Origin of the sequence: Enterobacter cloacae complex sp. P47BA (assembly GCF_014930485.1) — a bacterium.
GTDB lineage: Bacteria > Pseudomonadota > Gammaproteobacteria > Enterobacterales > Enterobacteriaceae > Enterobacter > Enterobacter bugandensis.
This window is the reverse complement of record NZ_JADBRF010000003.1, coordinates 243,866-264,721: the sequence shown is the minus strand read 5'-3', so window position 1 is coordinate 264,721 and position 20,856 is coordinate 243,866. Positions and strand designations below refer to the sequence as shown.

Genomic DNA, 20,856 nt, shown 5'->3' with positions numbered 1-20,856 from the left:
GATGAAAAAGCTGGGAAAAGAGTACAGTAATATGGTCATGGAGGCATGACCATATTACTGGGGATCCCTCAGCCCTGTGGGAGAGGGTTAGGGTAAGGGCATCAGGCCTCAATATCCGCCATATCCCCTTTCTCCTGCAGCCAGTTACGTCGGTCTTCCGAACGTTTCTTGGCGAGGAGCATATCCATCACGGCGTTGGTTTGCTGTTCGTCTTCGTCGCTGATCGTCAGCTGCACCAGGCGGCGCGTGTTCGGATCCAGCGTCGTTTCGCGCAGCTGCATCGGGTTCATTTCGCCCAGCCCTTTAAAGCGCTGCACATTTGGTTTGCCCTTCTTACGCTTAAGCTGCTCCAGCACGCCCGCCTTCTCTTCTTCCGTCAGCGCGTAGTAAACCTCTTTGCCGAGGTCGATACGGTAGAGCGGCGGCAGCGCCACGTGGACGTGACCGTTTTTCACCAGCGTGCGGAAGTGCTTCACAAACAGCGCGCACAGCAGCGTGGCGATGTGCAGACCATCGGAGTCCGCATCCGCGAGAATACAGATCTTGCCGTAGCGCAGCTGGCTCAGATCCTCGCTGTCCGGATCGATGCCGATCGCAACGGAGATGTCGTGCACTTCCTGCGAGGCCAGCACTTCGTCTGAAGAGACTTCCCAGGTGTTCAGGATCTTACCCTTGAGTGGCATGATCGCCTGATATTCACGATCGCGCGCCTGTTTGGCCGACCCACCCGCCGAATCCCCTTCCACGAGGAATAGCTCGGTGCGGTTGAGATCCTGCGCGGTGCAGTCCGCCAGCTTGCCCGGCAGCGCAGGGCCGCTGGTCAGCTTTTTACGCACCACTTTCTTCGCGGCACGCAGACGACGCTGGGCGCTGGAGATGGCCATTTCAGCCAGCATCTCAGCCGCCTGAACGTTCTGGTTCAGCCACAGGGTAAACGCATCTTTCACCACGCCGGAGACGAACGCCGCGCACTGGCGCGATGACAGACGTTCTTTGGTCTGACCGGCAAACTGCGGATCCTGCATCTTCACGGAGAGCACGTAGGCGCAGCGGTCCCAGATATCCTCCGCCGAGAGCTTCACCCCGCGCGGCAGAATGTTGCGGTATTCGCAGAACTCACGCATCGCGTCCAGCAGTCCCTGACGCAGGCCGTTGACGTGGGTACCGCCGAGCATGGTTGGGATCAGGTTGACGTAGCTTTCGGTCAGCAGCTCGCCGCCTTCCGGCAGCCACAGCAGCGCCCAGTCCACCGCTTCGGTATCACCGCTAAAGTTACCGACAAACGGTTTTTCCGGCAGCGTCGGCAGGCCGTTTACCGCTTCGCACAGGTAGTCGTTCAGGCCATCGGCATAGCACCAGGTCTGCTCAGTGTTGTTGACGTGATCTTTAAAGGTAATTTCCACGCCCGGGCACAGTACCGCTTTGGCTTTCAGCAGGTGCGTCAGGCGAGAAACGGAAAAACGCGGGCTGTCGAAGAAGCTTTCGTCAGGCCAGAAGTGGACGCTCGTGCCGGTGTTGCGTTTAGCGCACGTGCCGACAACCTGCAGATCCTGCACCTTCTCGCCGTTTTCAAACGCGATGTTGTACACCTGACCGTCGCGACGGACGTTCACTTCCACGCGTTTGGACAGGGCGTTCACCACGGAAATCCCCACGCCGTGCAGACCACCGGAGAACTGATAGTTCTTGTTGGAGAACTTACCGCCCGCGTGCAGTCGGCAGAGAATCAGCTCAACGGCAGGCACGCCCTCTTCGGGGTGGATGTCCACCGGCATGCCGCGACCATCGTCGATGACCTCCAGCGACTGATCGGCGTGCAGGATGACGTCAACGCGTTTGGCATGGCCCGCCAGCGCTTCGTCCACACTGTTATCAATAACTTCCTGGCCCAGATGGTTCGGGCGCGTCGTATCGGTATACATCCCCGGGCGGCGGCGAACCGGCTCAAGCCCGGTGAGTACCTCAATGGCATCAGCGTTATAGGTTTGCGTCATGATTTAAACTAGCAATTCGCATTGATTGTCAGTGGCTGTGCAGTCCAAGAAAATCGACAATCTGGGTGAAATGATCCTCAAAGCCCGTGAAAGCATGGTTTCCGCCCTCTTCTATAGTCTGGCGGCAGGAGGCGTAATACGCCACTGCCTGGCGGTAATCCAGCACTTCATCACCCGTCTGCTGCAGCAGCCAGATGAGATCCGGCGCTTCAAGCGGGTCGACCTGCATAACTTTGAGATCGTAAATATGGCGTGACTCTAGCACATATTGCTGCCCGGTGTAGGGGTTCTCGTTTTCGCCAAGAAAGTCCCTCAGCAGCTCAAATGGCCGTACCGCCGGATTAACCACAACGGCGGGCAGCATAAAGCATTGTGAGAGCCAGGTGGCATAGTACCCGCCCAGCGATGAGCCGACTACGCCAAAGGATTCACCGCCGTGTTCAAGCACGATCGATTCGAGCATTTCCGCCGCCTCCGCCGGGTACGGCGGCAGCTGCGGGATAATCATCTCAACGTGGGGGTGATGCTCGCTCAGCCACTGGCGAAACTGCGTCGCTTTTGCGGAGCGCGGCGAGCTGTTGAATCCGTGCAGATAAAGGAGCGTAGACATCAGTAGCCTTCTGAAGCGGTATCCGGGCGGAACTCTGCGCCTGCCAGACGGCAGACTTCCGTGGTCAGCGTGCCGTCGGCATGCAGTTCCAGCCAGCGCCAGCCTGGCGCGATGGTATCCAGCGTAAAGTTGGCGCAGTGCGGCTTAAACTGCACACAGGTCGACGGCGTCGCCAGCATGCGGCGTCCGTTCCAGTCGAGATCCTGTTCCTGATGGATGTGTCCGCACAGCAGGTGTTTCACGCGCGGGTATTTCGCCAGCACGCTATCCAGCGCCGCGGAGTTACGCAGGCTGTGCTGATCCAGCCAGCTGCAGCCTGCCGGCAGCGGATGATGATGGAGCAACAGCAGCGTATGACGTTCAGGTTCGGCAGCCAGTTTGGTCTCCAGCCAGTCGAGTTGAAACTCGCTTAATTCACCGTGCGGAACGCCAAATACCTGGCTGTCCAGCAGCAGGATCTGCCACTGTTCACCCGCAAATACGCACTTCGCCGGAGAAATCCCCGCATCCTGAAGGGAACTGTACATTGCGGGCTGGAAATCGTGGTTTCCGGGCAGCCAGACGCAAGGCACGCTAAAGCTCGCGATGCCTTCAGCAAAATGCTGGTAGGCCGCGGAGGACTGGTCCTGCGCCAAATCGCCCGTTGCGACAATCAGGTCGCAGTCGCGATGTTCAGCGTGAATGGCGCTCAGTACCGCCTGATAACTCTCCCAGGTATTAACCCCCAGCAAAGTTTCATGCTTTTCGGCAAAAAGGTGGGTATCGGTGATTTGTAATATCCTGACTGGCGCCCCACCAGCAACAGTCAGGTTCAACAGGCTTTCCAAATGGTGTCCTTAGGTAGGTTTATGACGCTAACAAACCGGAATCGCCATTGCTCCATGTGCTAAACAATATCTTAGCCAGTCGGCTAAAAACTGGTTAATTTGATGCTTTTCGTCGCGTTGATGCAACTTTTTATTCGGGTAATCATACCGCGCCTTGAAGCGAAAGATCTGCTGGCTTGAACACACTTCAGCGACCATCGCGTCGTGATAGAGGCGTACCGTCATCGACGGCAGGCTCCAGTAGCTAATGCTGGGTGCCGTTTGCTCAATCTCCACCAGCGTAGTGTAGCGCGTTGATTCTGTTATCGTTAATCGATACTGCGCGTTGCTCACCTGATAGCTTACCGTTTCGCCGGGTGCGTCGTTTCTCGGCAGCAGGCGGCGCAATTGTGCAAAATTCGTTTCGCACAGGCGCATCATTTCTGGGAAGTCAGGCGTATAGCGCTTCATTTTTTCCACTCGTTTCGTAATGTCTGATAATGCAGCTGCAGCCATTGCAGGGCGATGACAGACGCTGCGTTGTCGATTTTCCCCTCTTCTACCCACTGATAAGCCTGTTCCCGGCTTACCACATGAACCCGAATATCTTCGTTTTCATCAGCCAGACCGTGAATGCCTTCTGCGGTCGTGGCGTCCACTTCGCCCACCATAATGGATAAGCGTTCGCTGGTGCCACCCGGACTCGCCAGATAGCTCAACACCGGTTTTGTGCGGCCTACCACCAGCCCGGCCTCTTCCAGCGCCTCGCGACGGGCGACGTCTTCAACCGACTCGCCCTCTTCGATCATACCGGCCACCATCTCCAGCAGCCACGGGCTTTCACTGGTGTCATACGCGGCAATGCGGATCTGCTCCACCAGCACGACTTCGTCACGCACTGGGTCAAAGGGTAGCAAGACAGCCGCATGCCCGCGCTCAAAAATTTCACGTCTGATTTCGCCGCTCATTTCACCGTTGAACAGGCGATGCCTGAAACGGTAAAGATCCATCGAAAAAAAACCGCTATAAAGCGTTTCTCGTGCAATAATTTCTACATCGTTTTTGGCGAATGTCACGGGCAACTTTTCTGGTTTTTGCATGAGTCGAGTCCTGGTAGCAATGGTGATGAAATTGTGAATTTCAAGGCTGTTTGGCTGCCGTTTGTAAGGCTATATGGTAGATTGGTGCAAATTACCGCCAGATGGCACGTAACGCCAACCTTTTGGTGTGGATGATTCTGTTAGAATCGGCAATTATTTTTTAATTAGATCAGCGCTAATACTGCTTCACAACAAGGAATGCAAATGAAGAAATTGCTCCCCATCCTTATCGGCCTGAGCCTGACGGGCTTCAGTGCAATGAGCCAGGCGGAAAACCTGTTACAGGTCTACCAGCAGGCACGTCTGGGCAACCCTGATTTACGTAAATCAGCGGCCGATCGTGATGCTGCGTTTGAAAAGATTAACGAAGCGCGTAGCCCACTGCTGCCGCAGTTAGGTTTAGGTGCAGATTATACCTACAGCAACGGTTTCCGCGACGCTAACGGCGTTAACTCCAATGCTACCAGCGCCTCACTGCAATTAACACAGACGCTGTTTGATATGTCCAAATGGCGCGCCCTGACTCTGCAGGAAAAGAGCGCGGGCATCCAGGATGTGACCTATCAGACCGACCAGCAAACGCTGATCCTGAATACTGCCACCGCGTACTTCAACGTGCTGAGCGCCATTGATGCGCTCTCCTACACCGAAGCGCAGAAACAGGCGATCTACCGCCAGTTGGATCAAACCACCCAGCGCTTCAACGTGGGTCTGGTGGCGATCACCGACGTGCAGAACGCCCGTTCACAGTACGACACCGTGCTGGCCAACGAAGTGACCGCGCGTAACAACCTCGACAACGCGCTGGAATCCCTGCGCCAGGTGACCGGGAATTACTATCCTGAGCTGGCTTCCCTGAACGTCGACAGCTTCAAAACGGATAAGCCGCAGGCCGTTAACGCCCTGCTGAAAGAGGCGGAAAACCGCAACCTGACGTTGCTGCAGGCGCGTCTGAGCCAGGATCTGGCCCGCGAGCAAATTCGTCAGGCGCAGGATGGTCATCTGCCAACCCTGAGCCTGAGCGCCTCTACCGGTGTCTCTGATACGACCTATAGCGGTTCTAAAACAAATGGTGCCAATTCACAGGCTTATGACGACAGCAATATGGGTCAGAACAAAGTGGGCCTGAGCTTCTCCCTGCCGCTGTACCAGGGCGGCATGGTGAATTCCCAGGTGAAACAGGCGCAGTACAACTTTGTTGGCGCAAGCGAGCAGCTGGAAAGCGCGCACCGTAACGTGGTGCAGACCGTACGTTCTTCCTTCAACAACGTTAACGCCTCTATCAGCAGCATCAACGCGTACAAACAGGCCGTAGTGTCTGCACAAAGCTCCCTGGATGCAATGGAAGCGGGTTACTCGGTCGGTACACGTACTATCGTTGACGTGCTGGACGCAACCACCACGCTGTACAACGCGAAACAGCAGCTCTCCAGCGCACGTTACCAGTACCTGATTAACCAGCTGAACATCAAGCAGGCACTGGGTACGCTGAACGAGCAGGATCTGCAAATGTTGAACAGCACGCTGGGCAAACCGGTCTCTACCTCGCCGGACAGCGTTGCGCCGGAGAACCCGGAGCAGGTTGCCGCCGTTGATAACTTCAACGCTAACGGCAGCGCCCCTGCCGCACAGCCAGCGGCCGCGCGTAGCACGGCACCTGCAAGCAGCGGTTCTAACCCGTTCCGTAACTAAGAGTGTTATCACGCCCTCTCTCACCGGGAGAGGGCGCAGCTGAATCACACCCGAACGTAAGCCAACGTAAAGATCCCCCTGATTCCGCCCCTCTTCGCTTCATTTTCAACCACTCATCCACTATCCTGAGCGTTATTACCACTGGGTCCTGGAAGACAAACATGAAACGGACAAAAACGATTAACCACGCGTCGTTCCGCAAAAGCTGGAACGCACGTCATCTCACCCCTGTTGCGCTGGCAGTAACCGCGGTCTTTATGCTGGCAGGCTGTGAGAAAAACGACGAAACGGTTTCGCTGTATCAAAACGCGGACGACTGCTCCGCCGCAACCGGCCAGGCAGCAGAATGTAAAACCGCCTACACCAACGCCCTGAAAGAAGCGGAACGCACCGCGCCGAAATATGCCTCACGCGAAGACTGCGTGGCGGAATTTGGTGAAGGACAGTGTCAGCAGACGCCAGCTCAGGCAGGTACTGCGCCGGAAAATCAGGCGCAGTCCAGCGGCAGCTTCTGGATGCCATTAATGGCAGGCTACATGATGGGCCGCCTGATGGGCGGCGGTGCGGGCTATCAGCAGCAACCGCTGTTTAGCTCGAAAAACCCGGCCAGCCCGGCTTATGGTCAATATACCGATGCCAGCGGCAAAGGCTATGGCGCAGCGACCCCGGGCCGCACCGTGACCGTCCCGAAAACCGCGATGGCGCCGAAGCCTGCGACCACCAGCACCATCACCCGCGGTGGGTTCGGTGAGTCTGTGGCGAAACAGACCAGCATGCAGCGTAGTAGTGCAACAGGCACTTCCACTCGCTCAATGGGCGGCTGATCATGGAACGAGTCGGTATTACCGAGCGCCCGGACTGGCGCGAAAAAGCGACTGAATACGGTTTTAACTTCCACACCATGTACGGCGAGCCGTACTGGTGTGAAGATGCTTACTACAAACTGACGCTCGACCAGGTGGAAAAACTGGAAGAGGTGACGGCCGAGCTGCACCAGATGTGCCTGAAGGTGGTGGATAAAGTTATCGACAGCGACGAGCTGATGACTAAATTCCGTATTCCGAAGCATACCTGGAGTTTCGTCCGTCAGTCGTGGAAAACGAATCAACCTTCGCTTTACTCTCGCCTCGATCTGGCGTGGGACGGCGTGGGTGAGCCGAAGCTTTTAGAAAACAACGCGGATACGCCGACCTCTCTTTACGAAGCAGCATTCTTCCAGTGGATTTGGCTGGAAGATCAGATGAACGCCGGAAACCTGCCGGAAGGTAGCGACCAGTTCAACAGCCTGCAGGAAAAGCTGATTGAGCGTTTCGCCGAACTGCGGGAGCAGTTTGGCTTCAATCTGCTGCATCTTGCCTGCTGTCGCGACACGGAAGAAGACAGGGGCACGGTTCAGTATCTGCAGGACTGCGCGGCCGAAGCGGAAGTGGCGACTGAATTCCTCTATATCGAAGATATTGGCCTGGGGGAAAAAGGTCAGTTTACGGATATGCAGGATCAGGTGATCAGCAACCTGTTCAAGCTCTATCCGTGGGAATATATGCTGCGTGAAATGTTCTCCACCAAGCTGGAAGACGCGGGCGTGCGCTGGCTGGAACCGGCGTGGAAGAGCATTATCTCCAACAAAGCCCTGCTGCCGATGCTGTGGGAGATGTTCCCGAACCATCCTAACCTGTTGCCAGCTTACTTTGCCGAAGATGAGTTCCCGCCGATGGAGAAATACGTCGTTAAGCCTATCTTTTCCCGCGAAGGCGCGAACGTCTCCATTATCGAAAACGGTAAAACGCTGGAAGCGGTTGAAGGGCCGTACGGTGAAGAAGGGATGATCGTCCAGGAGTTTTATCAACTGCCGAAGTTTGGCGACAGCTATACGCTGATCGGCAGCTGGCTTATTAATGATCAACCTGCCGGGATTGGTATTCGCGAAGATCGCGCGTTGATTACGCAGGATCTGTCACGGTTCTATCCGCATATTTTTGTTGAATAAAACTTGCCCGGTGGCGCTACGCTTACCGGGCATGTTTTTACCCCACCTGCACCGACAGCATACTCAAACTGCCCATCTCAATGCCGTCAATCGGAATGGTAACCGGCTCCTGACCATCCCATGCACCTAATACATACAGCAGCGGCAGGAAGTGTTCCGGCGTCGGGTTAGAGAGCGAACCGCCTTCGTGATCCAGATAGTTCACTAACGGATGCTTCTCAACCGGGCCTTGCCAGGTCAGGTTCGCTTTGACGTAGGCGTTAAAAGCGCTCGCCCACGGGTATGGCGTGTTTTCGCCATGCCAGCGCGCCGTACGCAGGTTGTGCACCACGTTGCCACTCGCCACCAGCATGATGCCCTCATCACGCAGGGTCGCCAGTTTGCGGCCCATTTCCAGGTGCCAGGCCGCCGGTTTAGTGCTGTCGATACTTAACTGCACCATCGGAATATCTGCATCAGGGTACATCTTAATCAGCACGCCCCACGAGCCATGGTCAAAGCCCCAGGCTTCTTTATCCAGCGCCACTGGAACAGGTGCGAGCAACTCTACCAGCCGCTGTGCCAGCGCAGGCGAGCCGGGAGCCGGATAATGCGTATCATACAGCGCCTGCGGGAAGCCGCCGAAATCATGAATGGTTTTAGGCGCTTCCATGGCCGTCACGCCGGTACCACGGGTAAACCAGTGCGCAGACACCACCACAATCGCCTTCGGACGCGGCAATGTCTCCCCCAGATGACGCCAGGCGCGGGTATAAACGTTGTCTTCCAGAACGTTCATTGGGCTGCCGTGGCCTAAAAACAGTGCAGGCATACGAGAAGAAGACATGGTGGTATCCTTAGAGAAGGTGTCAATTTGATGGTTCTACATTACGCGCATTCAGGTGAAGATAAACGCAGATAACCGTGAAGATCATCATCAGGAAATTTGAACGTAAGATATCCCTTAAGGAGAGTGCATGTCAGTACCCTTAATTTTGACCGTGCTTGCGGGTGCCGCGACCTTTATCGGTGCGTTCCTCGGCGTGCTCGGGCAAAAACCGTCTAATCGTCTTCTGGCGTTCTCGCTGGGCTTCGCCGCTGGGATCATGCTGCTTATCTCACTGATGGAGATGCTGCCAGCAGCGCTTCACACCGAGGGAATGTCTCCGGTTCTGGGCTACGGCATGTTCATCGTTGGTCTGCTGGGCTATTTTGCGCTCGACCGTATGCTGCCCCACGCCCACCCTCAGGATTTGATGCAAAAAAGCGTTACTCCAATCCCCGGCAACATCAAGCGCACGGCGATCCTGCTGACGCTGGGTATTAGCCTGCACAACTTCCCGGAAGGTGTCGCCACGTATGTCACGGCCAGCAGCAATCTGGAAATGGGATTTGGTGTCGCGCTGGCGGTAGCCTTACACAATATTCCTGAAGGACTTGCCGTGGCCGGGCCGGTTTATGCCGCAACGGGTTCAAAACGTACTGCCGTCTTCTGGGCGGGGATTTCCGGGATGGCCGAAATTCTCGGCGGCGTGCTGGCGTGGCTGATCCTTGGAAGCCTCGTCTCCCCTGTCGTGATGGCGGCGATTATGGCTGCCGTGGCCGGGATTATGGTTGCGCTCTCTGTCGATGAGCTGATGCCGCTGGCGAAAGAGATCGACCCGAATAATAACCCGAGCTATGGCGTGCTGTGTGGAATGTCGGTGATGGGGTTGAGTCTGGTGTTGCTGCAAACAGCAGGTATTGGTTGAGCATTTTGCCTCCGTTAAACGCGGAGGCATTATTTCCTTATTTTGTCGAAGGCAATCTACATTTTTTTATTCTGCTTAATCACTTCGAATATATCTGGATAACATAGTCATCATATGCGCGACTTACATTAACCAGGCATTATAATTTAATATTTCCTTAAAAAGAGTTTTAGCCAATTTATTCGCATCCCCTCCTCTTTAGTCCGTATAATTCACGAGCATTCTGAAATTTAATATTCATTTTATGAATTCATTTGAAAAAGGATATTTTCATGTATATGGGTAAAAAAGTACTGTTAGCGGTTGCGATGGCTGCCATCGTTTCGGGTTCTGCTTTTGCTGATGACCAGGGTTCCGGCAAAATCAAATTCAAAGGCGTGGTCATTGATGCTCCGTGCAGCATTGCACCAGACAGCGTTGATAAAGAAGTGGACCTCGGTGAAGTTACCACTGCCGTGATCAACGCTAACAAAAAGTCTACCGCTGTTCCGGTTGATATCAATCTGGAGAACTGCCAGCTTGACGATCCGGCGGACGAGACTGACACACCAGTTACCAAAGTCGATGTCACCTTTACCAGCTCTGCGACAGACGCGACTGACAGCAGCCTGATGACCAACACCTTTGCGAGTGGTGCACAGAACGTGGGCGTTCGTCTTCTGGATAACGCCGAAGACAACATTACGCTGGGTGCGGCTAATGAGGTTGCTTTGCTGGCAGGTTCAACGACTCAAACGCTGCACTTCAAAGCATTAATGGAAGTTGCTCAGGGTAAAACTGCCACAGCGGGTCAGGTTGAAGCGACTGCCAACTATGTGCTGATGTACAAATAAGGCAATGCATCACGATAAAACCGGCTGGCATTATTTGCCAGCCGGTATGTGATATTATTTTGGTAACAGGATGATGACATATAAATTACAATCTAAAATCATCATTGCGTCCCTGTTAATGACGAAGATTACCTCTGCCACCGAGTTTAATATCAATGCCATTGATAAAGACCAGCGGAGCAGCGTTGACCTCTCCCTTTTTAAAAATGAAATAGCGGTTACCCCGGGCAACTATTTTGTTACCGTATCCATTAACGACACACCGCTGGCTAACGGTTGGCAGCTTAGCTGGAAAGAGGTAAATAACACGGTACAGGTGTGTATTCCTCCTGAACTGGCGGATAAGTTTGCCCTGAAAGAGGAAGTCCGCGACGCCTTACCCGAAAAAGAGGGATGCGTCGACTTTTCCTCCAGACCGGATATCACTTTTAAATTTGAACAAGCGACCCAGACGCTGAAGGTCACCGTACCCCAGGCATGGTTGCAGTACCGCGCCGCCGACTGGATGCCACCCGCAACGTGGGACAATGGCGTACCGGGCGTGATTCTGGATTACAACCTGTTCGCCAGCCACTATCAGCCCAGCGACGGCAGCAGCACCAACAACGCCAACACCTATGGCACGGCGGGCGCGAATATGGGCGCATGGCGCCTGCGCAGTGATTATCAGTACAGCCAAACGCATACCGATGCAGGTTCGGATCATGACGGACGCTTTTCGCGCGTCTACATGTTCCGCCCTCTTCCTTCGCTTGGTGCTAAGTTGACGCTGGGTGAAACGGACTTCCAGTCCTCAATCTTTGACGCTTTTACCTATACCGGCGCCTCCCTGATCAGCGATGAGCGCATGCTCCCCTGGTCGCTGCGTGGCTATGCGCCACAAATTACCGGTATCGCGCAAACCAACGCGACCGTCACCGTCAGCCTGGCCGATCGCGTAATTTATCAAAGTAAAGTTCCGCCTGGCCCCTTTGTTATTCAGGATCTTAACCAGTCCGTTCAGGGGACGCTGGACGTAAAAGTGACGGAGGAAGACGGGCGCGTCAGCACCTTCCAGGTCTCGGCGGAATCGGTGCCTTTTTTAACGCGTAAAGGGCAGGTTCGCTACAAGCTGGCGGCGGGTAAAGCGCGTAAAGACGCCTCTCATGACGTCGAAGACACCGGTTTTATGAGCGGTGAATTCTCATGGGGAATGCTGTCAAACACCTCGCTCTATGGCGGGACGCTTGCCGACGGGGATCATTACCGTTCCGTTGCCGCCGGGATCGGGCAGAATATGGCGCATCTGGGTGCCCTCTCTTTTGACGTCACGCAGGCCACCAGCCAGTTGCCCAATCAGAATAGCCAGACAGGTTACAGCTACCGCTTTAACTACAGTAAACGTTTCGATACCACAGGCAGTCAGCTTACGCTCGCCAGCTATCGCTACTCAGACCCTCAGTTCCTGAGCTACGCTCGTTTCCTGGATGATGACAATAACGATCGGCAGTCCGAAAAACAGACGCTCAGCGTGACGGCAAGCCAGTACATCTCGGCGTTATCACTCAACCTCTATGTGAATATGCTGCGCCAAACCTGGTGGAACGAAGCCCCGTCCACGACCGGAAGCATTACCGCAGGCTATAACTTTGATCTGGGGCGCTGGAAAAACCTCGGCATCACCCTCTCCTGGAGCAAGACGCATTACGAAGATGAAGACGACGATACGCAGTTTTACCTGTCCCTGAGCGTACCGCTCGATCCGGATCATCGCCTCAGTTACGATCTGCACAACAGCGATAGCCTGAACCAAAATGTCTCCTGGTACGACACGTCCGATCGCAATAATACCTGGGGCGTCTCCGCGGGGACGGAGAGTGAACACGCGTACGCGGGTGCACAGATGAGCGGCAACTATCAGCACTATTCACCGTTTGGCGATCTGAATATCTCCGGAAGTTATAAAGCTGATGAATATAACTCCCTGAGCGCCAGCTGGAATGGCTCGTTTACCTCAACGGCCAAAGGCGCGGCGCTGCACCGTCGCAGCTACGGTAACGAACCGCGCGTGATGGTCAGCACCGACGGCGTCGGCAACATTCCGCTGAACATGTCGCGGGATGAAACCAACCGCTTTGGTATCGGCGTTTTACCGTCGGTTTCCAGTTACTCTCCCGCCAGCGTACAGGTCAATCTGGATAACCTGCCTGACGGCGTCGATGTGGACAACCGCATCACGACCAACACCTGGACCGAGGGGGCGATTGGCTACCGCCAGATTGCCACGCGCGCTGGCAACGATATTGCCGGCATTATCCGTACGCCAGCCGGCACTCCGCCGCTGGGCGCGATTGTTCACCTGCTGGAAAGTGACCAGCAAATCGGCATGGTCGCCGACGAAGGCCACGTCTGGCTGGGAGCAGTCGAGCCTGAACAACAATTCCGGGTAACGTGGGGTGACAATCAGCAGTGTCGCTTCTCGCTGCCTTCACACCTTGAAAACAGTATGCAGTTGATACTGCCATGCCAGTAAGAAACCATGATGAAACTGACCTCATTCACTAGCCTGTGCCTGATGTTAATCGGCACCGCATTTACCACCCACGCGGCCGTAAACCTCGACCGCACGCGCATTGTCTTTCCGGAAAGCGACAAAGCCAGCAGCCTGAAGGTTGAAAACCAGAGTAAGGCGTTGCCTTATCTGGCGCTCTCCTGGATTGAAGATGAAAAGGGCCGGAAAGAAGACACGCATTTCATGGCGCTCCCTCCCATTCAACGCCTTGAAGCGGGTTCCGCGTCGCAGGTCAGGATCGTTAAGCAAGCGGCCACCAGCCAGCTGCCGAAAGACAGAGAATCCCTGTTTTATTTCAACCTGCGCGAAGTGCCGCCGAAAAGCAGCAGCGCCAGCGATGAACGTAGCGTTATGCAGGTCGCGATGCAGAGCAGGATCAAACTGTCCTGGCGTCCAAAAGCGATTACCAAAAAGCCCGGTGAGTTGACGGAAATGCGCATGGAAATTTCAGCCAATGCCAAAGGGCTGACCGTGCATAACCCTACGCCGTATTACATCACCCTCGCGTGGCTCAGCAAAAATGCGAAGACCATGCTGCCGGGCTTTGACAGCCTGATGATCGCGCCTTTCGCAACGGCAACCACGTCTACGGGTGACTATCATGGCAACTACTACAGCATCGGTTATATCGACGATTACGGTGCGCTGAAAAAAGTCGACGCGCAGTGCGCCGGAACGGCTCAATGCACGCTCACCGAACAGAAGATCGATAAAGATGCGAAATCTCGCTAACGTAGTGTTTATACTGCTACTCTCAGTGCTGCCTTTAAAAGATGCGCTGGCGCTCGACTGTTATCTGGGCGGTTCCGGCGGTCCCGTTGAAGAGACCAAAACGATCTCGCCGTTTGCTATCCCCAGTAATGCACAGGTGGGTGAGAAAATTTGGGAATCGGATGACATCAAAATTCCGGTAACGTGCGATCACAACGTCACGAGCAGTTTTCAACCTGAAGACGTTTTTGGCTGGGTGAACCCCTATCCTTCTGCCACCGATCCCTATTATGAACTTGGGGTAACCTATGAAGGGATAGATTACGATGCAACAGGCCAGCCCAACGGCGTCGATACCCGACAGTGTCTGGACAACCAAAACATCACAATTTATACCCCTGACCAGATCCGACAAATGGGATGGGAAAATCGCATCTGTTCCGGTAACCCGGACGATATCCACACCTCACGCACCTTTGTCGCTCGCCTGCGCTTATACGTCAAAATCAAAGCGATGCCGCCCCACGGCTACGTCAGCTCGCTGGGGGACTACATCGTTGTGCAGTTTGACGGAAAAGGTGGGGTTAACCAGATGGTGGACGCGAAAAACCTCAAATATCATATTAACGGTCTGCAAAATATTACCGTTCTGGACTGCGGGGCGACGTTCAGTATTTACCCTGAGAACCAGGAGATTGATTTCGGCACTTTTAGCGCGCGCGATATTGTGAATCAGCAGACGCGCACTCGCACATTTTCGGTACGAACAACCAAAGTGCAGGATGCGCAATGTTCAGATGGGTTCAAAATGGATTCGTCGTTCTATACCACAGAGTCACTCAGCACCGACGATACGGCGTTATTGATAGGGAACGGCTTAAAGCTGCGGATCCTTAACGAAACGCAGCAGCCCTACACCTTCAACCACTATGAAGAGTATGCAGATTTTACGGGCAGCACGTTGCAATATGAGCAAACCTACACGGCAGAGCTATCGCCCGTGGAGGGTCAAGCAATTCAGTCCGGCCCGTTCGAAACGGTAGTGCTGTTCAAAATTAACTATCACTAGAGACAAAAAAGCCGGGTTTCCCCGGCTTTTTCACATCAGCTGTCTCAGCTGGCCTTGCGCTCGTGCGCCTGGCGGTATTCCACCAGATCTTCAATTGTGACAACCGGCATGTTGTGCAGACGCGCAAAGGTGATGCACTCTGGCGCGCGGGCCATGGTGCCGTCATCGTTGGTCAGTTCACACAGCACGCCCGCAGGCTTAAAGCCCGCCAGTGTCACCAGGTCGATGGTCGCTTCGGTGTGACCGCCACGGGTCAGCACGCCGCCCGCCTGTGCGCGCAGCGGGAAGACGTGGCCTGGACGATGCAGATCGGAGGGTTTCGCATCATCAGCAATGGCGGCACGCACGGTGGTCAGGCGGTCAGCCGCCGATACACCGGTAGTCACGCCATGCGCCGCTTCAATGGTCACGGTAAAGCCGGTACCAAAGGCGCTGGTGTTGTTCTCAACCATCATCGGCAGCTCTAGCTGCTTACGACGATCTTCGGTAATACACAGGCATACGATGCCGCTGCCGTGACGAATGGTCAGCGCCATCTGTTCAACGGTCATGTTTTCGGCGGCGAAAATCATGTCGCCTTCGTTTTCACGGTTTTCATCGTCAAGCACCATCACACCGCGGCCTTCGCGCAGTGCATCCAGTGCATGTTCAACACGTTGAGTTGAAGTGCCATAAGAGGAAAGTAGCGTCTGATTCATGGTAAAAAAACCTCATTAACATTATGGTTACCAGAATCAGGGCAGTCTTAGGAGCGCCGTATAAGCGGCAAAAAGATAACGTGAGCGGGCCCATGCCCGACTGGATCGTTACTCTCTCCCATCCGGACTCTAACCGTCGGCCCCGGAATTACACCGGATCTGCTGACCTTTGAGAATTCACCCAAAGCGCTCGCGGGCTTTCAGCGCTAAGCTGATTTACCGCCGGTGGGGAATTTCGCCCCGCCCTGAGAATAAGCGAGATAACTATAACGCTATTGATTAACCTGGGCAATGCATAAGCTTCAAACAAATCTGCTTTATCCTGGGTCATGACGCGCTACAATGTTCATCAACACCGACTTATCAAGGGAAGCCATTATGATTGACCCGAAAAAAATTGAGCAGATCGCGCGTCAGGTTCATGAGTCCATGCCAAAGGGCATTCGTGAATTTGGTGATGACGTTGAGAAGAAAATCCGCCAGACGCTGCAGGCGCAGTTGGTTCGCCTTGATTTAGTCAGCCGCGAAGAGTTTGACGTGCAGACCCAGGTTCTGCTGCGCACCCGCGAGAAGCTGGCGCTGCTGGAACAGCGTCTGAGCGAGCTGGAAAACCGCAATGCGCCGGAAGAAGTGAAGCCGGCACCGGCCATTCCACCGGTGGACGATCAGGAGTAAGTGCGGCCTGATGCCCTCTCCCACAGGGAGAGGGTGAAAAAAAACGGGCCAACTGGCCCGTTTTTTACTGACTGTCTTTCTGGATCTTCTTGATGATGTTGGTGGTTGAACACCCGTCCTCAAAATTGAGCACCATCACCTCACCGCCGTTGGCCCAGACCTCTTCGCTACCTGCGATTTGCTCCGGCTTGTAATCCCCGCCCTTCACCAGCAGGTCTGGCAGGATCCCGGCAATCAGGCGCTGCGGGGTATCTTCTTCAAACGACACCACCCAATCCACCGCTTCCAGCGCGCCAAGCACAATCATTCGTTGCTCGAGCGGGTTCACCGGGCGCGTTTCGCCCTTCAGGCGTTTGGTCGACGCATCGCTGTTCACTGCCACAATGAGGCGATCGCCCAGCTTGCGCGCATTCGCCAGATACGACACGTGACCCGCGTGCAGGATGTCAAACACGCCGTTGGTCATCACCACTTTTTCACCGCGTTTGCGCGCGGCGGCAACGGCCACCTTCAGCTCGTCTTCGGTCATCACGCCAAAACCGGTATCCGCACGCCCGCGCACCGCGTTTTCCAGCTCGATTGGCGAAACGGTTGAAGTACCCAATTTACCGACGACAACGCCCGCCGCGGCGTTCGCGAAGTAGCACGCCTCTTCCAGGGAGTTACCCGCCGCCAGCGTCGCCGCCAGCACGCCGATCACCGTATCACCGGCACCGGTCACGTCGTACACTTCCTGCGCCTGGGTTGGCATATGCAGCGGCGCCTTGCCCGGCTGCAGCAGCGTCATCCCCTGCTCGGAGCGGGTGACCAGCAGCGCGGACAGCTCGAAGTCAGCAATGATCTTCATGCCGCGTTCAACCAGCTCTTCTTCGGTTTTGCACTTGCCCGCCACCGCTTCGAACTCAGAGAGGTTTGGCGTCAGCAGGGTTGCGCCGCGATAGCGCTCAAAATCGGTGCCTTTAGGGTCGATCAGCACCGGTACGCTGGCTTTACGCGCCAGCTGAATCATCGTTTGCACGCTCGCCAGCGCGCCTTTGGCGTAGTCAGACAGCACCAGCGCGCCGATATTGCCCAGCGCCTGATTGATGCGCTCGTGCAGCGGTTCAGGATCAACGCCTTCAAAGCCTTCTTCAAAATCGAGGCGGATCAGCTGCTGGTTACGCGACAGCACGCGCAGCTTGGTGATGGTTGGGTGTGTCGGAACAGAAACGAAGTCGCACTTCACGTTCACGTCCGCCAGCGACTTGCTCAGCGCACGCGCCGCATCGTCGATACCGGTCAGGCCCACCAGACGCGAGTGCGCGCCCAGCGAGGCTATGTTCATCGCCACGTTTGCCGCGCCACCTGGACGCTCTTCAATGGTGTCGACCTTAACCACCGGTACCGGCGCTTCAGGTGAGATGCGGCTGGTCGGCCCATACCAGTAGCGATCCAGCATCACATCCCCGACAACCATTACTCCAGCACGTTCAAACTCTGGCAGTGTTACTTTCATTCCTGACTCCAGAAAGATTCACAATTTGCGCGCGATAATATCACACTTGTTTTGTTACGCACGGCTCCACCAGCCATTTCTGCCAGCTTGCCGTCACCTGCGCGCGCTCTGCGGTAAAACAGTCCAGCGCCACGTGGCCCGGCTGTTCCTGCAACGCCAGGTGATGAAGTTCGTCGCGCAGCGTGGTGTAGGCGCGGGTTAAGGCCAGCGCCTCCTGCTCGTCCATGATGTCGTTTTGCGCAAGCAGTTCCAGAATGCGCACGTTATCGGACCAGCGGGTTAACTTCGGCTTGTCGTGGGCATGCAGTAGCACCAGGTACTGAGTGATAAATTCAATATCGGTAATCCCGCCCTCATCGGCTTTGATATCAAAGCGATCGCGATGTTTGTTGCCCAAATGCGCGCGCATTTTCTCACGCATTTCACGCACTTCAGTTTGCAGGGTACTGCCTTCGCGCGGGGTCGTCATGACTGACTTGCGGATCGCATCGAACTGCGTTTTGAGCTGCGGATCGCCGTACACCACGCGGGCGCGCACCAGCGCCTGATGTTCCCAGGTCCAGGCTTCGTTCTTCTGATAGTCAGCAAAAGCGTCCGTCGAGGTGACCAGCATGCCTGCCGCGCCGGACGGGCGCAGACGCGCGTCCACCTCGTACAGAATGCCCGACGAGGTGCGGGTGCTGAACAGGTGCATGATGCGCTGGGCCAGGCGCAGGTAGAACTGCCGCCCGTCAATCTCACGTTCGCCGTCGGTCATGACGTCCGCCGGACAGTCGTGCAGGAAAATCAGATCCAGATCGGAGCTGTAGCCCAGCTCCCAGCCGCCCAGCTTGCCGTAACCGACCACGGCAAACCCTCGCCCCTCGCGGTCAGCAAGATGCTTCGGCTGGCCATAGCGGGCCACCATCTGCACCCACGCCTGGTGGACTACCGCGTCGATGATCGCCTCCGCCAGCCAGGTTAAGTGATCGCTCACTTTCATTACCGGCAGCGTACCGGCGATATCCGCAGCCGCCACGCGCAGCATCTGCGCCTGCTTAAACTGACGCAGCGCCTCGAGCTGCTGCTCTTCGTCCTCTTCCGGCACGCGCAGCAGATACTGGCGCAGCTCGTCGCGGTAGGCGTCCGTCGCCGTCGGCTGATAGAGCGTGTTCGGGTCGAGCAGTTCGTCCAGCAGCAGTGGGTATCGCGCCAGCTTGTTGGCCACCATCGGCGACGCGGCGCAGAGGGAAATCAGGTGCTTCAGCGCGCCGGGAAACTCGCTCAGCAGTTCCAGGTAGGTGGTACGCGTGATAATCCCGCTCAGCAGCGGCATCATGCGCGACAGCGGCACCGGCGCATCCTCGCGGGAGCAGACGTCGCTCAGCAGATGCGGCATCAGATGATCCAGTACCTGCCGACCGCGCGGCCCAATGGCACGCTTGTTCAGTTCGAGACGGAAATCGGCAATCAAGGCCACCACGCGATGGCGGGCATCGTCGCTTAAGTGCGCCAGCACCGGCGTGGTGTCATCTTCCTGGAGCGCGTCCTGCCACAGTTCGCGCCAGTGCTCGGAGAGCGCATCGTCCGGCGATTCACTTTCGTCGTCACCGATGAGATCATTAAAGATGCGGCGAACGCCTGCCATATGGGCATCCAGCCGTTCGGTCAACGTTGACCAGTCATCCACCCGCATGCCCCAGGCCAGACGCGCCCGGTTAAGGTCATCCCCCGGCAGGGTCTGGGTCTGTTCGTCGTTAATGCTTTGCAGCAGGTTTTCCAGACGGCGCAGGAACAGATAGGCCTCGCGCAGTGTTTGCGCATCGCCTTCCGGCAGCAGGTGAAGTTGATCAATCGCACTCAACGTTGGCAGCAGCGAGCGGGACTGCAGCGACGGCTCGCGCCCGCCGCGGATCAGCTGGAAGACCTGAACGATAAATTCGATTTCGCGGATGCCGCCCGCGCCAAGCTTGATGTTGTCCTTCAGGCCGCGACGGCGCACCTCGCGGGCGATCATCCCTTTCATATTGCGTAGGGACTGGATCACGCTAAAGTCGATGTAACGGCGGAACACGAACGGGCGCAGCATGGCGCGCAGCTCGTTGGCGTAGGCGTCGTCGCTGTCGCCCATGATCCGCGCTTTGACCATCGCGTAACGCTCCCAGTCGCGCCCCTGCTCCTGGTAATAATCTTCCAGCGCGGCGAAGCTCAGCACCAGCGGGCCGCTGTCGCCAAACGGGCGCAGGCGCATGTCCACGCGGTAAACAAAGCCGTCCTGCGTAGGCTGGTCCAGCGCCTTAATCAGACGCTGCCCGAGTCGGGTAAAGAACTGGGCGTTATCCAGCTCGCGACGACCGCCTCGCGTGGCGCCATTCTCCGGCCAGGCAAAGATCAGGTCGATATCCGAGGAGAAGTTCAGCTCGCAGCCGCCCAGCTTGCCCATCCCCAGAATCAACAGCGGCTGCGGAACCCCTTCTTCGCTGCACGGCGTGCCCCACTCTTTACAGCAGGCGGCGTAGAGCCAGTCCCGCGCGGCGACAATCAGCGTCTGCGCCAGCTCGCTCAGCTGCTGCAAGGTGCTCTCTTCACTCACCAGCTCCAGCGCCTGCGCCCAGGCAATGCGCACCATCACCCGGCGGCGGAACTGACGCAGAACGCGCATCAGCGTGGCTTCATCCGCCACCTCTGCCAGCGCGGTTTGCAGCCAGCCAGCATAGTGCCGCCACTCGTCAGCCTGCGGCGGCGCGCTTTCCAGCTCTGCCAGCCAGTCAGGATTGGCGCTAACGCTCTCCTGCACAAAATCACTGAACGTGAGCACGCTTTTCGCCTGCTCGCTTAACGATGACGCGGGTAACGACTCGGGCAGACGTTCGCAAACGGTCTGCCAGTGCTGCTGTAACTGCGAAGAAAGCGGCATATCAGGGGT

18 protein-coding genes and 1 riboswitch are annotated in these 20,856 nt (G+C 56.2%); of the genes, 9 read left to right on the top strand and 9 right to left on the bottom strand.

Annotated elements, in window-relative coordinates; genetic code table 11:
• Window positions 1–101: 101 nt before the first annotated feature.
• The 5 genes from parE to nudF are packed head-to-tail and all read right to left on the bottom strand — an operon-like array spanning window position 102 to window position 4,510.
• A complete protein-coding gene (gene parE / locus IM299_RS06080; RefSeq protein WP_028014439.1) occupies window positions 102–1,994 on the bottom strand; it encodes a DNA topoisomerase IV subunit B in 1,893 nt (630 codons plus the stop codon).
• Window positions 1,995–2,022: 28 nt separating this feature from the next.
• Window positions 2,023–2,604, bottom strand: coding sequence for an esterase YqiA (gene yqiA / locus IM299_RS06075; RefSeq protein WP_041908103.1), 582 nt, complete (start codon window positions 2,602–2,604; stop codon window positions 2,023–2,025).
• A complete protein-coding gene (gene cpdA, locus IM299_RS06070) occupies window positions 2,604–3,431 on the bottom strand; it encodes a 3',5'-cyclic-AMP phosphodiesterase (protein ID WP_028014441.1) in 828 nt (275 codons plus the stop codon). The genes yqiA and cpdA overlap by 1 nt, the downstream gene beginning before the upstream one ends.
• A 27-nt stretch (window positions 3,432–3,458) precedes the next feature.
• Window positions 3,459–3,881, bottom strand: a complete 423-nt coding sequence (locus IM299_RS06065) for a DUF1249 family protein (RefSeq protein ID WP_003862516.1) — start codon at window positions 3,879–3,881, stop codon at window positions 3,459–3,461.
• Complete coding sequence (nudF, locus tag IM299_RS06060) at window positions 3,878–4,510, bottom strand: ADP-ribose diphosphatase (RefSeq protein ID WP_028014443.1); 633 nt, start codon at window positions 4,508–4,510, stop codon at window positions 3,878–3,880. Before nudF ends, IM299_RS06065 begins: the two co-directional genes overlap by 4 nt.
• Before the next feature lie 204 nt (window positions 4,511–4,714).
• Between nudF and tolC the strand changes: the two genes are divergently transcribed.
• The 3 genes from tolC to IM299_RS06045 all read left to right on the top strand — a co-directional run bounded on the left by tolC (window position 4,715) and on the right by IM299_RS06045 (window position 8,189).
• Window positions 4,715–6,202, top strand: a complete 1,488-nt coding sequence (gene tolC / locus IM299_RS06055; RefSeq protein ID WP_193357161.1) for an outer membrane channel protein TolC — start codon at window positions 4,715–4,717, stop codon at window positions 6,200–6,202.
• Window positions 6,203–6,363: 161 nt separating this feature from the next.
• Window positions 6,364–7,026, top strand: a complete 663-nt coding sequence (locus IM299_RS06050; protein WP_193357160.1) for a DUF1190 family protein — start codon at window positions 6,364–6,366, stop codon at window positions 7,024–7,026.
• Window positions 7,027–7,028: 2 nt separating this feature from the next.
• A complete protein-coding gene (locus IM299_RS06045) occupies window positions 7,029–8,189 on the top strand; it encodes a glutathionylspermidine synthase family protein (RefSeq protein WP_047364600.1) in 1,161 nt (386 codons plus the stop codon).
• A gap of 37 nt (window positions 8,190–8,226) precedes the next feature.
• Here IM299_RS06045 and ygiD read toward each other — a convergent pair whose 3' ends face one another.
• Window positions 8,227–9,015 (bottom strand): 4,5-DOPA dioxygenase extradiol, encoded by a 789-nt coding sequence (gene ygiD / locus IM299_RS06040; RefSeq protein WP_041908095.1) that lies wholly within the window; start codon window positions 9,013–9,015, stop codon window positions 8,227–8,229.
• 130 nt (window positions 9,016–9,145) lie between these two features.
• On the opposite strand from ygiD, the gene zupT reads away from it, so the two are divergent.
• From zupT to IM299_RS06015, 5 genes are all read left to right on the top strand, one after another.
• Complete coding sequence (gene zupT / locus IM299_RS06035; protein ID WP_028014448.1) at window positions 9,146–9,919, top strand: zinc transporter ZupT; 774 nt, start codon at window positions 9,146–9,148, stop codon at window positions 9,917–9,919.
• Between the two features lie 272 nt (window positions 9,920–10,191).
• Window positions 10,192–10,752 carry a fimbrial protein gene (locus IM299_RS06030; protein ID WP_048957253.1) on the top strand — a complete coding sequence of 187 codons (561 nt, stop codon included), beginning with the start codon at window positions 10,192–10,194 and terminating at the stop codon, window positions 10,750–10,752.
• A 73-nt stretch (window positions 10,753–10,825) separates the two neighbouring features.
• Complete coding sequence (locus tag IM299_RS06025) at window positions 10,826–13,264, top strand: fimbria/pilus outer membrane usher protein (RefSeq protein WP_193357168.1); 2,439 nt, start codon at window positions 10,826–10,828, stop codon at window positions 13,262–13,264.
• 9 nt (window positions 13,265–13,273) lie between these two features.
• Window positions 13,274–14,035 (top strand): molecular chaperone, encoded by a 762-nt coding sequence (locus tag IM299_RS06020; RefSeq protein WP_193357167.1) that lies wholly within the window; start codon window positions 13,274–13,276, stop codon window positions 14,033–14,035.
• A complete protein-coding gene (locus IM299_RS06015; RefSeq protein ID WP_048957250.1) occupies window positions 14,019–15,083 on the top strand; it encodes a fimbrial protein in 1,065 nt (354 codons plus the stop codon). Before IM299_RS06020 ends, IM299_RS06015 begins: the two co-directional genes overlap by 17 nt.
• Before the next feature lie 44 nt (window positions 15,084–15,127).
• Here IM299_RS06015 and ribB read toward each other — a convergent pair whose 3' ends face one another.
• On the bottom strand, window positions 15,128–15,781 hold the full coding sequence (gene ribB, locus IM299_RS06010) for a 3,4-dihydroxy-2-butanone-4-phosphate synthase (RefSeq protein WP_193357159.1): 654 nt from the start codon (window positions 15,779–15,781) through the stop codon (window positions 15,128–15,130).
• 106 nt (window positions 15,782–15,887) lie between these two features.
• Window positions 15,888–16,038, bottom strand: a riboswitch (FMN riboswitch).
• A gap of 121 nt (window positions 16,039–16,159) precedes the next feature.
• Between ribB and ubiK the strand changes: the two genes are divergently transcribed.
• Window positions 16,160–16,456: a ubiquinone biosynthesis accessory factor UbiK gene (gene ubiK, locus IM299_RS06005; protein WP_028014454.1), complete on the top strand. Its 297-nt coding sequence runs from the start codon at window positions 16,160–16,162 to the stop codon at window positions 16,454–16,456.
• Window positions 16,457–16,520: 64 nt separating this feature from the next.
• Here the strand turns inward: ubiK and hldE are convergent, their stop codons facing one another.
• Both hldE and glnE read right to left on the bottom strand, forming a co-directional pair.
• Window positions 16,521–17,951: a bifunctional D-glycero-beta-D-manno-heptose-7-phosphate kinase/D-glycero-beta-D-manno-heptose 1-phosphate adenylyltransferase HldE gene (gene hldE / locus IM299_RS06000; RefSeq protein WP_003862540.1), complete on the bottom strand. Its 1,431-nt coding sequence runs from the start codon at window positions 17,949–17,951 to the stop codon at window positions 16,521–16,523.
• A gap of 40 nt (window positions 17,952–17,991) precedes the next feature.
• The gene (glnE, locus tag IM299_RS05995; protein ID WP_193357158.1) at window positions 17,992–20,847 is read right to left on the bottom strand and encodes a bifunctional [glutamate--ammonia ligase]-adenylyl-L-tyrosine phosphorylase/[glutamate--ammonia-ligase] adenylyltransferase; all 2,856 of its coding nucleotides are present in this window, start codon (window positions 20,845–20,847) and stop codon (window positions 17,992–17,994) included.
• Window positions 20,848–20,856 lie beyond the last annotated feature (9 nt).